Here is a 14,003-nt window from a genome sequence, read left to right as displayed (position 1 = left end):
GCTCTGTTTTTTAGTTGCTGCTGCCTAGACCACCAATTCATAACAATCTCCTGATGCTTTCGGACCCAGATGGCGTTATTTGCAATTTTTTTGCCTTTTATGCTTAGTTTCGGACCCCAGTGCAGCTATTCCTCAGAAAGTGGTTCATAATAGGTGTTTTTCATGACAATAGCGACAATGGTGTCCGTTAGTGTTCCAAAAGTGGGATATTGCTGCGAATAAGGTCAACTGGGTCCGATAGTGACTTCATACGCGTAGAAGTGGATCAAAAAAACATCCGTAGGATCATGATTGAAACAATCCCCGCCAGTACAGTGCCTAGCAAGCTCCGGGTTTTTATCGCAACCAAAAAAGTAGGCAATGCCGCAAAAAGCTCAATGTTATTAGCTAAAGACGAAAATTTTCCATCATTCAAAAATATCTCCTGACCTATTAATGCCGCCATAACAGAGATAGGAACATAATTTAACCAGCGCATTCCCCATTCTGGCAATTCAAACCGGCTAAGGATCATAAGCGGAACCACCCTGGGAATAAAGGTCACAAAAGCTGCTCCTAGAATGATCAGAAATACATCCCATCTCACTTCCATTTTTCAAACACCATCCCTATCGTTGACGCAATAACTGTAGCGATAATCACTCCAACACTACTGGAGAATAGGAAAGAGCTTCCTACTGCTATGATTACGGCAAGGATTGCGACAACCAAATCTAGTTTGATTTTATTACGGTCAATCATGGAAATTACAAGAATGCCAATAAACATCGCAGGTAAGGCAAACTGCAAACCGAATTGATCAGGGTCTGAGATCCACTGGGCTAAAAAAGCTCCCGCTACATTCGCAAGAAACCAATTTAAATATGCTGTGAGATTTAGACCGTGCATCCATTTTTCACTGATTTGCTGCTTATTCAAAGCTTGATTGATGGCAACTCCAAAGGTCTCATCAGTCAATAAAGAACCAACCAGCATATTTCTCAGTGGGGAAAGATGGCGGAAATAAGGAGAAAGAGCTGCACTAAGCAAAATATGGCGAAGATTCACGATAAATATCGTAATGATAATGGCCGCAGGCGAGCTGCTAACGGCTATCATTCCAGCAGCTATAAACTGAGCGGAGCCCGCGTAAAGAATCAAGCTGATTAAGGCAATCTCAGCAATGCTGAGTCCGGCTGTCTTTTGAACAACGCCTGCTGCAAGTCCGATGCTTAAGTAGCCTAGTAGTGTGGGAATACAATCTTTTACCCCTTTAAGGAAGCTATCTTCCTGTTTAGGAGACGGGATTGCTTCTAGTTGGACGTTCTCTGCACTCATCGTAGCCCCCTTGTTTCAAGAAAGAATTTAGTAGTTAGCATATTACTTCCTAATATTTTGATCAACCTTTACCGTATTATCTAGTCTGAAAGTCCCGAATTTCGCTTTATAGAGCCAGGGGGTAAACACTTAGGGTACAATTGTCGATATAAGTAAAAGAGTGTGGGGATAAACCACCGAACGACATTATAGCCTAAGGGAGAGAACAAATGACTGTGTACAGGAAAATGACGAAAATGCTCCTCATCATGATATTGTTAGCTACTGCGGTTTTTCCGGTAAGTGTCTTTGCAGCGACCGGCGATATCAACTCGATTGAATTCGAAAGCTCAGCTAAAGTAGAGCTTACGGTTGGACAAACGCCAAAGCAACTTAAGGTATATGCGAATGTGGAAGGGTCCTCATCTAAAAGAGATGTGACAGGTGCAGTTGTATGGAATTCTTCTAACACAAACGCTGTAAAGGTAGTAAATGGCCTGCTGACTCCGATAGACAGTGGAAAAGCTATTATTACAGCGACTTATAATCATGCACTTGCTACCATTGAAGTTGAGGTAGCACATCCTGTTAAAGAACTGAAGCTCGAATATAGTTCTGAAGGGAACTACAAATTGGGTGATGATGAGGATAAACTGCTGGTCAAAGCCAATGCGATTGGTGGAGAAACAGCGACTTCTGCTAAGGATGTAACGGCTGATACTACTTGGAGCAGCTCCAACACAAGCGTATTGACCATTGCAGAAGGTAAGATCACTTTGGCTGGTGAAGGTACAGCAACGATCACTGCCAAATACAAGACCTTAACAGCAACCTTTAAGGCTGTAGTGAAATTGCCTTATTCTGAAATTGAGCTTAAACATGACGACAAAATCGTTAAAGAACTAGAGATGCTAGTTGGAGATGCACCTTTGAAATTGGTTGCAGAGACTAAAGAAACTACAAAATCCAGCGCAAATGATATTTCAGCGAAAGCGGAATGGTCCTCTTCTAGTGCTAGTGTAGCTACAGTAGACAAAGGCGAGATCAAAGTGTTGTCTGCTGGTAAAGCTGTAATTACAGTATCCTATCTGGGGATTACACAAACTGTAGACGTATATGTACGTGCTCCTTATGAAGCGCTACTACTTACTCCTACAGGAGATCAATTCCTGTTTATGGGTGAAACCCTGAACGTTAAGGCTGAGGTTCGCGATGCTGCGAATTCTACTCCGAATATTTCAGGCAGCGCAGTATGGACTTCGGATAACCAATTGGCGGCAACCGTTACGCCTGGTAGCGATACCGCGGCAGTGACTGCTAAAGCAGTGGGAACTTCGGTTATTAAAGCAGAGTACAGAGGAATTAATAAAAGCTTTAAGCTGACAGTTTATCCTACGATTACAGAACTGGAAGCCGACAAGACGGAACTGGAGCTTTACACAGATGACACCGTAAGCCTTCCAAAAGTAAACGGTACAAAGCTTGACGGAACAAAGCTAGATCTTAGCAGTGATATCGAGTGGACCTCTGCGGATGATGAGATTGCCACCATTAAAGACGGTAAAATTGTAGCTGAATCGGCAGGTATTGTGAAGGTTATCGGTAAAATAAAATCAGAAAACCCAACGACTTCAAAAACAGCTGTAAGAGAAAAAAGTGTTGAAGTAAAGGTTACAGTGAAAGATAAAGTCCTTGTCTTGCTTGGACCAGAAGAAAATCTGGTGATTGTTACTGGTGAAGAGAAGGCTGTTCCTGAAGTGAAAGCTGTGATGGAAAACGGCAGTGAACTTGATGCTACTGGAACTATGGAATGGGAGCTTACCGGTACGAATGCAATTATCAAGACAACAACTTCCGGTAAGGTAATCAAAGGACTGGTGAAGGGTTCTGCTACTTTAAAGGGAACTTACGCCAATAAAACCATCAGTATCCCAGTTACCATTGAACAAAAGGTTACTAAGCTTGTTGTAGAACCTACTGCTATCGAAATGAACATTAAAGGCTCTAAAGCGATAAAGGTAACGGCTTATTATTCTAATGGTAAAACGGGGAATGTCTCCAGCAGTATGAATTGGCAGTCCTCGAATGAGGCGGTTGCTACGGTTAAAGCTACATCCGTTAAAGCAGTAACAGAAGGTACTGCTACGCTGACAGGATCTTACCAAGGGATTGCTGCTAGTGTCAAAATTACTGTAGTTCCTAAACTGACAAAGCTAACCGTTAATGAAAGCAGACTGAAAATGGCTCCGGGAGCCGTTCAGAATGTAGTCGTGACTGCACAGTATGATACTGGTAAGACTGCTGTTGTTACTGGAAGTGCGGTATGGACCAGCTCCAAGCCTTCTGTAGCGAGAGTATCTGCTAGCGGTCAGATTGTAGCTGTGAGTAAAGGAACGACATCCATTAAAGGAAAGCTAGGCGGCAAGACAGTTACGGTATCAGTGACAGTGAAGTAATAGAAAATATGATCTGAATAATCAAATATGAATCTGCAAAGCCAACATTATGTTGCTTTGCAGATTTTTTTATTTGGATTCTATAGTAATTCCGACTATTCCGATGTATAATCACATAAAACATAATAGATGCGTTGGGGGAGATGAGAACATGGCAAAACAAAAGGTGTTGTCGATCAAGACGATTGTAGCGATTGGTATTGGTTCTGCTTTATTCGTTATATTGGGGAGATTCGGCTCGATTCCTTCGGGTATTCCAAACACTAACATCGAGACTACATACGCATTACTGGCATTGTTCTCCCTATTGTACGGTCCGTTTGCCGGATTATTTATAGGCCTGATCGGGCATACCCTGAAGGATACGATATCTTATGGATCGCCATGGTTCAGTTGGGTCATATCATCTGGCATTGTAGGGCTGGTTATTGGCTTGTTAGTAGCTAGAATCGCTATTCATGACGGGGAATTCGGACGGAAGGAAATAATACGCTTTAATCTGGCTCAGATTGCAGCGAATGCTGTAGCATGGTTCCTTGTAGCCCCGGTGTTGGATATTCTGATCTATGCAGAACCCGTAAATAAAGTATTTACGCAAGGACTGACCGCAGGTGCATTAAATATAGCTTCGGTGGCAGTGATCGGATCTTTACTAGCCATTGCGTATGCTAAGACAAGAACGAAACAGGGCAGCTTAACTAGAGAAGCTTGAGTGGAATACAAATCCAAGCTAAAAAAGCCGGTGGAAATCACCGGCTTTTTTCTCTTCACATTAACCCAGAGGAAGGTCTCGGATGAAAAAAGTAATGATTGAATTTAAGGATTTCAGCTTTCAATATCGGGCGCAGCAGGAACCCACACTGCAGGGGATCAACTTAACGATTGTTGAAGGGGAAAAGGTACTTATCGTGGGGCCTTCAGGTTCTGGGAAAAGTACACTTACTCATTGTATTAATGGTCTCATTCCTTTTGCTTACAGTGGGGAAATATCAGGTTCATTACGGATTATGGGCCAGGAGCAGAAGGATCTGAGTATCGCAGAGCTGTCCAATCAGGTGGGTACCGTATTGCAGGACCCGGATGGACAATTTGTAGGATTAACGGTTGGTGAGGATATCGCCTTCAGTCTAGAGAACCATGTGGTTCAGCAGACAGAAATGAAGAGTAAAGTGGCGGCTGCCGCAAGAGCGGTGGATATCCACGAATTTCTGGCTTCTTCTCCTCAAGAGTTATCGGGTGGACAAAAGCAAAAAACGACCTTGGCAGGTGTTCTGGTAGGTGATGTGGACATCCTGCTCTTTGATGAACCGCTGGCAAGCTTAGATCCTTATACCGGTATAAAAGCGATTGAGCTTATTGATCGAGTGCATAAAGAGACAGGTAAAACCGTTATTATGATCGAGCATCGTCTTGAAGAGGTGCTGCATCGGGCAGTGGATCGTATTATTGTGATCCATGAAGGACGTATTGTGTCGGATATGCCGGCTGCAGAACTGTTGAGCACAACCCTACTTTCAGAAGTTGGCATTCGGGAACCTCTCTATTTAACGGCTTTAAAGTATGCCGGATGTTCGATTACAGCAAATATGAATCCGCAGCATGTGAACGATATAGAGTTGGAGGCGTGTTCTAATAAACTAAAGATCTGGTATGAGTGCAATCAGTCACGCCAGGATAAGCTGGATAGCCCACCCATCCTTGAGCTTAGCGATATTTCTTTTGGATACGAAAAAAATCAGCAGGTGCTAGATAAGCTCAATCTCTGTGTTCATAAAGGAGAGATGGTCTGTATAGCGGGGCGAAATGGAGCTGGAAAATCTACAGTTTCCAAGCTTATTTGTGGCTTCTATAAACCTACTTCCGGATCAATACGGATGCATGGGCGTGATATTGCTCAGGACACGATTAAGGAGCGGGCAGAGCGGATCGGTTTTGTCATGCAAAATCCCAATCATATGATTTCTAAGACACTTTTATATGACGAGGTCGCTCTAGGACTTAGACTCCGAGGTTGCTCTGAGGAGCTAGTTCGTGAACGTGTCCATCAAGTCTTGAAGGTGTGCGGACTTTATGTTTTTCGCAGCTGGCCTATCTCGGCGCTTAGTTATGGCCAGAAGAAACGGGTTACGATTGCCGCTATTCTGGTACTGGAGCCGGAAGTGATCATTTTGGATGAGCCGACTGCTGCTCAGGATTACAGGCATTATAACGAAATGATGGAATTTCTCTTGACGCTGCGGGGGCAGGGGATGACGGTCATTATGATCACGCATGATATGCACTTGATGCTGGAATATGCCGATAGAGCTATAGTGTTAGCTGATGGCGTGAAGCTTGCGGATGATAGCCCTGAGCGAATATTAACGAATACTGATGTGGTAAAAAAAGCGAACTTGAAAGAAACCTCGCTTTTTGCCCTAGCTGTAAAAGCTGAACTGAAACAACCTGAGGAGTTCGTTAGAAGGTTCATTGCGTATGATAGGAGGAGCCGAGGCGGATGAAGGCCAAAATGTTAACTTTTACGAAGCAGGATTCACCTATTCACCGTCTTACCGGCGCTACTAAGTTGATTTTATTTGTAGTGTGGTCTGTGACGGGGATGATTACATATGATACAAGATGTCTAATTGTGATGCTGTTATTTAGTTTGCTTGCCTTTAGAATTTCCAAAGTCCAATTTCAGGATTATGCTTTCGTATTATATTTCATCTTGATTTTCTTTTTGCTTAATCATATAGCTATCTTTATCTTTTCTCCTTTGGAGGGCGTACGTGTTTACGGTACACGTCATGATATTATGCACATTGCAGGCCGGTATACGGTAACTTGGGAGCAGCTATTTTATCAATTCAATATTGCCCTCAAATATGCAGTGGTCATTCCAATGGCACTATTGTTTCTTCTAACGACCCATCCCAGTGAATTTGCAGCATCCTTAAACAGAGTTGGAGTGAACTATAAAATTGCATATTCTGTATCGCTGGCTCTACGGTACATTCCGGATATTCAACGAGATTATGAGAATATATCGTTTTCTGCTCAAGCAAGGGGAATAGATATTTCCAGAAAAGAAAGGCTGCCTAAGCGGCTAAAAAATATCATTTCGATTCTGATGCCCCTAATTTTGACTAGTATCGAGCGAATTGAAAATATCAGTACCGCTATGGAGCTGCGCGGCTTTGGCACTGAGACAAAACGAACTTGGTATAGCAGTCGCCCGTTCACGAGAGACGATTATTTTGCATTGGCTTTGTTTGTGCTGATTGGAATTTTCTCGACGGTGATCACTTTTTACGACGGTTCGCGGTTTTATAATATTTTCGATTGAAGTATAATAGTACAGTTGTGGAAAGCTGGGGTATAAAAAAACGGTACCTTTAAGCTAAGACTGAAGACGTTTTTCCAGTTTTGTCCATATAGGCAGGTAACATAATGGCAGTGCTAGAAGTGAGCAGACTACGTTGAAAATGGTCTGGGCGTGGGCGATTTGTGAAGCAGGGCCTCCACCAATCCATGCTGCACTTGCTTGTAGCAGCCCGATCATGGGCAAGAATAGTAGTGCACCGCCTACATTAAGCGCAACATGGGACCAAGCGACGAAGACGCCGGATGGCGTGCCGCCGATGGAAGCAATGACCGCTGTGACACAGGTGCCTACGTTGGCGCCTAGCACTATGGCTATACCTAGCTCAGGCGGCATGGCACCCGAGGCGGCAATGCTCATAGCCATAGCTATGACAGCAGCGCTGCTATGGAGCAGGGCTGTTAGGCACGCTCCAGCGGCGAGCCCCCATAGGGCACTTGTAGCGGCATTTTTTAGGAACCAGAGGAATAAGCCACTTTCCTGAAGTGTTCCGCCGATAGACTGCATGACAGCGATCCCCCATAGGACGAGGGCGAAGCCTGATACAGCCAGACTGATAAATTGCAGTGGCGGGGATATTTTGTGGCAGAGCTCTGCCACTCGCGATGTAGGCGGCAGTTCGCCTGCAATAACTGCCGCTGCCCACAGACTGAGCGAGGCTGCCAGCAAGGGGGTGGCCATGGTATTGATCTGAAGTCCGATCAATTCTGTAGTTAATGTGGTGCCGATGTTGCTGCCCAAGATAATGCCAAGTGTGCGGGCATAGGTGAGCAGGCCGGCATTGACCATGCCGATAGTCAACACCGTTACAGCAGTACTGCTCTGGAGTAAGGCGGACAACAGGCTGCTGGCAATCATTCCTTTAATAGGTGTTGAGGTAGCTCTATTTAGACTTGTAGTTAATAGAGGGCCTGCTAGCTTGGACAACGCCGTTTCCATCAGCTTCATGCCGGCTAGAAAGATAACAAGACCATATATGATAGGGAACAGCAAATCACTGAACATAGGGCATACTCCTTTGGACGAGGGTTGTACACCAATATATGAATGTATTGCATGGGACATGTATAAAAACATTTTTAGAAAAACAGGGAGTTGAAGTCATTGCCATCGGTTATTTTAGAACGCAATCGCAAAAAAAGACTGGAACAGGGCCATCCATGGGTCTATGCAGGTGAAGTCGCATCGGTAGAAGGAAATCCGGAAGCGGGGGGATTAGTAGATGTCCTTAATCATCAGGGCCGATTTTTGGCCGTGGGATATTACAATCCAGCCTCACAGATTCGGGTAAGAATTGTATCACAGGGACCGCTTGCGATCATGGACACAGCCTTTTTTGCAGAACGGTTTGCGAATTGTCTGCAACACAGAAATCGGTTCCTTCCGGGTGCGGATGCTTATCGCTTAGTTTATGGTGAAGCGGACTTTTTGCCGGGGCTTATTGTAGATCGATTCGGAGATATTTTGGTTGTGCAGCTGCTTACGCTCGGAATGGACAAGCGGCGTGCAGAAATCGTCGAAGCATTGGTGCAGGTTATGGCACCGCGCGGAATCTATGAGCGCAGTGATGTTAGTGTGCGCGAGCTTGAAGGTATGGAGCAGACAACGGGTTTGCTGTATGGGGAATGTCCACGGCATGTAACTGTGAGTGAGAATGGCCTGAAGCTGGTCGTTGATATTGAAGAAGGCCAGAAGACAGGTTACTTCTTTGACCAACGTGAGAATAGAGCTTCCATTGCTCCGCTCATGAAAGGCTGGGGAGGACGAAGCGGCATTACGCTACAGGAAATTGAAACTGAGGAGGGTTCGCTACAGACCTTGCCAGTTAATAAGAGCGGTAAACATGTAACGTTCCCTTATTGGGACGGTGCGACAGTGCTGGAATGCTTCTCACATACGGGCAGCTTCACGCTGCATGCCTGCAAGTATGGCGCGAAAAAAGTAACCTGCCTCGATGTTTCAGCGCATGCCATTGAGAGTGCCAAAGTGAATGTGGAGCTGAACGGCTTTAGCGATCGTGTTGAATTCGTAGTGGATGATGCTTTTGCATATTTACGGAATCAGGTTAAAGGACTAGAGGAACGTTCTGAACGGGCGACAGTTGCAAGTGGAACAGAGACGGCAGCAGCTGCTGCAAATCCTAAATCCGGAGGCAAAACAGCCAAAACCGACACATCCAAGCCGATGACGGCAGGTGGAGGAAGAACTTGGGATGTAGTCATCCTGGACCCTCCGGCGTTTGCCAAAACCAAAAGTGCAGTAGCTGGCGCTTGCCGTGGTTACAAGGATATCAATCTGCACGGGATGAAGCTGGTGAACGAAGGCGGCTATTTGGTTACCGCAAGCTGTTCTTACCATATGCAGCCAGATCTGTTCCTCGAAACGATTGCCGATGCAGCTAAAGATGCTGGCAAGGTGTTGAGACTTGTGGAATGGCGGGCCGCAGGCAAAGACCACCCACAAATACTTGGCGTTAACGAAGGACACTATCTGAAGTTTGCGATTTTTGAAGTGCGGAGTAAAAAATAAGCCTGAAGGTCAAAAAGGTTTACAGTGCCAAGTAACAAATAGGATAAAAGGGCTGGACGTAGGGTGGCCGTGAGTCGACTGTAAGGCAAGTAGTTGCCAACGGACTCAGATGACTCTATTTAGCGTAAACAGCCTATTATTGAATTCTTACGGACCCCAAAGGCGCTATTGCTCTTAAAACACCCGTAATGCAACACATTTTCGAAGAATAGCGTCAATGGGGTCCGAAAAGTTGCCAAAACAGCACTGAATCCACGAATAACGGCTTCTGGGTCCGTAAGTAATTAATGAAACAAGCCTAGCCGAAAATGTGCAATTTGAACGCAGAATACTAAATGGTAAACAACGAATGATGCTTATTGAATTATGATATGCGGAATGCGGATTACAAAACGATAGGCGTAGAGTGCTAATGTTGAGTGTTGAGTATTGAACGCTGAACGCTGAACGCCGAATGCCGAATGCCGAATGACGAACGCTGGATGCTGGACGCTGAACGTTGAGCACTGAACACCGAACACCGAACAGTCTAACATTGACCCTATGCTCCGACATTGGCAGCTCTAATCTAACGTTGCACATCTGGCATTAAAAACAAACTAAACACTCTAAAAAGCAAGCCGCCAAAATCCGGAGGTTTGCTTTTTTTTATTTGTACTCGTAGCTGTTATCCTTTGTAAAACATTAGAAAATACTAGCAAACACATGTTCCGATTAGTGTGGTTATGATATACTGAAGGGACGAGGAATCACTGAACTTTTTTAATTGGAGTGTAATCAATAGGTGGATATTTCACCTTGTAATTTATATATTTTCTCCGCTACGGAAGGAGTCTATCATTTATGTCGGTAACCTTTTTACTAGGCCGCTCGGGCAGTGGCAAGACAACAAAAATATGGGAATCTATCTCTTCTTCCTTAGAGAAGGAACCGCTTGGTGCGCCGATTATTATTCTTGTGCCAGAGCAAGGTTCTTTTGGAGCAGAACGGGGGCTTCTGACCGTAGGGAATGTGAAGGGAAGCCTTCGGGCGCAGACACTGAGTTTTTCGCGGCTTGCCTATCGTGTGAAGCAGGAAACTGGTGGCAGTGCAAGTCTGCCAATCAGTGATGAAGGTAAGAAAATGTTAATTTACAAAATCATCAGTCGTCGCAAAGAGGAACTGAAATTGTTCGGTGCCTCAGCAGACAGACCGGGTTTTGTGGAACGTCTGAACCAACTGCACACGGAGATGAAGCGTTGCTGTTTGGGTTCCACTGATTTAGAAGAGCAGTTGTCCGCTATGCGAGGAGCTATTGCAAGAAGTCCTATTCTTGAGGGTAAGCTGGATGATTTGCAGCTGGTATTCAGCGATTTAGAGAAGGAAATGTCACGTCTCTATATCGATGAAGAGGATCGTTTAGCAGAACTGGCTGAGCATATTCCTGATTCCTCCTACATTCGCGGGGCGGAGATTTGGGTAGATGGATTCCATGGATTTACTCCGCAGGAATTCGTAGTGCTTCGAGAATTGATGCAGCAAGCTTCGAAGCTGACCGTTTCGCTTACAATTGATCGTCCTTACCCATATGGAGATCAGTTGAATGAGCTTGAATTGTTTCACCCCACTGCGGTTACTTACATTAAACTGCGTGGAATAGCTGAAGAGCTGGGCATTGATGTGTGGGACGAGCTGCTGGAGCCAACGGTTCTTCCGCGTTTTGAAGAAAGTCCAGTACTTGCTCACCTTGAACGGGGATATGATCGCCGGAAGGCCTGGATAGGTGCGGATGAACTGGCAAGAGAGGCTATATCCATAGGCGCCGCAGTTTCGCACAGAGCAGAGGTTGAGGGAGCACTGCGCGAAATGACTAGACTGGCGCGTGATGAAGGTGCAAAATATGGCGAAATGGCTGTATTGATGCGCAATATTGGCGATTACGAGCAGCTGATCCAACCGTTGTTCCAAGATTACGGAGTGCCATTTTTTCTGGACCAGAAGGTAAATGAGCTGCATCATCCGCTAGTGGAATTTATACGTTCCGCGCTGGATGTAGTGCGTCGTCGCTGGCGTTACGAGGATGTATTCCGTTGCGTAAAGACGGAGCTTTTGCTTCCGCTAGACGGTAGTATTACACGTGAGGATATGGATGCTTTAGAAAACTATGTGCTGGCTTGTGGGATTCAAGGGTATCGCTGGACGGATGGCCGCTCATGGAAAGGTATTCCTAGCTTGTCGCTGGAAGGCGGCAGACAGATGGATGATGAACTGCTTGCTACTATGGAACGATGCCGTGCTAGTATAACAGGACCATTATTTGCTTTTGAGAAACGAATCCAGAAAAGCCGTAGCGGCCTTGAACTATGTACGGCAATGTACAAGCTGCTTGAAGAGACGGATGTTGCACGAAAGCTGGAGAAACTCAGTGTTAAGTCTATGGAGAAGGGCCAACCCGAGAAGGCTAGGGAACATAGCCAGTTGTGGGGTGCGGTACTTGATCTGCTAGATCAGATAGTAGAAATGATGGGCAATGAAAGACTTGAGTTTGAAGTGTTCACCGGAGTTCTAGAGACAGGACTTGCTGAGCTTAAAATGGGACTAGTTCCGCCCGCACTGGATCAAGTATTGGTCGGCAATATGGATCGGACTCGCCCAACGGGGGTTAAATACGCTTTTTTGCTTGGATTTAATGAAGGTGTTGTGCCTGCGCAGTTTAAGGAAGATGGAATTCTCTCGGAAGGTGAACGCTCCGTACTAGAGAATGCTGGAATGGAGCTTGCTCCCGGCGCTTCTCGTAAACTGCTGGACGAGCGGTTTCTGATCTATAATGCGCTAACGACAGGAAGCCGAAAGCTCTGGATTAGCTACGCTACAGCAGATGATGAGGGCAAAGCTCTCCTTCCCTCTGAGGTTATCCGGCATTTGCATAGAATGTTCCCAAGGGTTCAAGAGCATAGCTTGTCAGCACTTCCCCCTGCGGGACTACCGGCAGAAGTCGGAAATTCTATTCATCTCGGTTTCATTGGTCAACCAGAACAGAGTCTTCGCGCATTGATTATGCAGCTGCGGCAGTGGCGCCAGGGGACAGAAATTCCGGAGCTATGGTGGGATGTGTATAACTGGTTTACTAAGAACGAAGATCGTAAATTTCAACTGGAACGTTTGCTAAGCTCACTGTTCTATCGTAATGAGGGAACGAAGCTAAAGCGTGGCACAAGCCTCAGATTGTATGGTGGCTCAACACTGCGGGGCAGTGTGTCCCGGATGGAGAAATTTGTTGCGTGCTCATTTTCCCATTTTGCGTCCTACGGACTAAGACTGAAGGAGCGTCAGCTATATAAGCTGCAAGCACCTGATATTGGACAGCTGTTCCATGCTGCGTTAAGTGATATGGCGATAAGACTGAAACAAGAGGGACGGGGCTGGGGCAGCTTGTCTCCGGATGAATGTCGGCGTGAGGCCAGTGAGACAGTAGAGCGGCTATCTCCGATGTTGCAGGGTGAAATCCTAATGAGCTCCAAACGTTACGGGTACATCTCCCGTAAACTTAAGAATATTGTTGGACGTGCTTCTGTGATTCTGGGCGAGCATGCCCGCCGGGGCAGCTTTGAGCCAGTAGGGCTGGAGCTGGACTTTGGACCGGATAAGGAGTTGCCGCCTTTAAGGATTACGCTGCCAAATGGCTGCGTGATGGAGGTTGTTGGCCGGATTGACCGTGTAGATATGGCCCGTGGAGAGAACGGAATTCTTCTGCGGGTAATTGATTATAAATCGAGCCAAAAGGATCTCAAGCTGCATGAGGTGTATTATGGATTATCGCTGCAAATGCTGACTTATTTGGATGTGCTGCTAACATATTCGGAGCAATGGCTGGGGCAGCCGGCACTTCCAGCCGGCACACTTTATTTCCATGTGCATGATCCGTTGTTGACCTCATCCAATGGGATGAACAAGGAACAGGCTGAGCAAGAGCTGTTGAAACGCTTCAAGATGAAAGGACTGCTTACAGCAGATCGTGAGGTTGTCTCCCTGATGGATACCACTTTAGACAAAGGGTATTCTTCTATCGTGCCTGTAGCAGTAAAAGCTGACGGCAGCTTTTATAGCAGTGCTTCAGTAGCTACACCAGAGCAGTGGGGTCATCTATTATCCTCCGTTAGAGGGACAATCTCGGATATCGGGACACGGATTACAGAAGGTGATGTGGCGATTGAGCCGTACCGAATTGGGCAGGAGACCGCCTGCACATTCTGTTCCTTTAGACCTGTCTGCCAGTTCGATGAAGCTGTGGAAGGCAACAGCTATAACAATCTGGGTAAGCCAGGGAAGGACGTTATATGGGATCTGCTGTCCCGCAAAGGAGGAACTACACCTTGAGT

At 45.8% G+C, this 14,003-nt stretch carries 9 protein-coding genes; 6 read left to right on the top strand and 3 right to left on the bottom strand.

From position 1 onward, the window contains the following. Positions 1–265: 265 nt before the first annotated feature. Positions 266–592, bottom strand: a complete 327-nt coding sequence (locus NYE72_RS23625; RefSeq protein ID WP_036683900.1) for an AzlD domain-containing protein — start codon at positions 590–592, stop codon at positions 266–268. After that, a complete protein-coding gene (locus tag NYE72_RS23620; RefSeq protein WP_036683898.1) occupies positions 583–1,317 on the bottom strand; it encodes an AzlC family ABC transporter permease in 735 nt (244 codons plus the stop codon). The genes NYE72_RS23625 and NYE72_RS23620 overlap by 10 nt, the downstream gene beginning before the upstream one ends. A 209-nt stretch (positions 1,318–1,526) precedes the next feature. Here NYE72_RS23620 and NYE72_RS23615 point away from each other — a divergent pair, with 209 nt between their 5' ends. The 4 genes from NYE72_RS23615 to NYE72_RS23600 all read left to right on the top strand — a co-directional run bounded on the left by NYE72_RS23615 (position 1,527) and on the right by NYE72_RS23600 (position 7,080). Next, on the top strand, positions 1,527–3,752 hold the full coding sequence (locus NYE72_RS23615; protein ID WP_036683896.1) for a hypothetical protein: 2,226 nt from the start codon (positions 1,527–1,529) through the stop codon (positions 3,750–3,752). A gap of 151 nt (positions 3,753–3,903) precedes the next feature. After that, positions 3,904–4,464, top strand: coding sequence for an ECF-type riboflavin transporter substrate-binding protein (locus tag NYE72_RS23610; RefSeq protein ID WP_036683889.1), 561 nt, complete (start codon positions 3,904–3,906; stop codon positions 4,462–4,464). An 82-nt stretch (positions 4,465–4,546) separates the two neighbouring features. After that, positions 4,547–6,253 carry an ABC transporter ATP-binding protein gene (locus tag NYE72_RS23605; protein ID WP_339210562.1) on the top strand — a complete coding sequence of 569 codons (1,707 nt, stop codon included), beginning with the start codon at positions 4,547–4,549 and terminating at the stop codon, positions 6,251–6,253. Beyond that, entirely contained in the window at positions 6,250–7,080 is an 831-nt protein-coding gene (locus tag NYE72_RS23600; RefSeq protein ID WP_339210560.1) for an energy-coupling factor transporter transmembrane component T, read from the top strand. Before NYE72_RS23605 ends, NYE72_RS23600 begins: the two co-directional genes overlap by 4 nt. A 54-nt stretch (positions 7,081–7,134) precedes the next feature. Here the strand turns inward: NYE72_RS23600 and NYE72_RS23595 are convergent, their stop codons facing one another. Beyond that, positions 7,135–8,121, bottom strand: a complete 987-nt coding sequence (locus NYE72_RS23595) for a Na/Pi symporter (protein WP_339210559.1) — start codon at positions 8,119–8,121, stop codon at positions 7,135–7,137. 99 nt (positions 8,122–8,220) lie between these two features. Here NYE72_RS23595 and NYE72_RS23590 point away from each other — a divergent pair, with 99 nt between their 5' ends. Further along, positions 8,221–9,645 carry a class I SAM-dependent rRNA methyltransferase gene (locus NYE72_RS23590; protein WP_076098526.1) on the top strand — a complete coding sequence of 475 codons (1,425 nt, stop codon included), beginning with the start codon at positions 8,221–8,223 and terminating at the stop codon, positions 9,643–9,645. Positions 9,646–10,488: 843 nt separating this feature from the next. Beyond that, entirely contained in the window at positions 10,489–14,001 is a 3,513-nt protein-coding gene (gene addB / locus NYE72_RS23585) for a helicase-exonuclease AddAB subunit AddB (protein ID WP_076103755.1), read from the top strand. Positions 14,002–14,003 lie beyond the last annotated feature (2 nt).

The organism is Paenibacillus sp. FSL L8-0333 (genome assembly GCF_037965665.1).
Classification (GTDB): Bacteria; Bacillota; Bacilli; order Paenibacillales; family Paenibacillaceae; genus Paenibacillus_AQ; species Paenibacillus_AQ odorifer.
The sequence above is the reverse complement of the archived record's forward strand: the minus strand, read 5'-3'. Positions and strand labels throughout refer to the sequence as shown.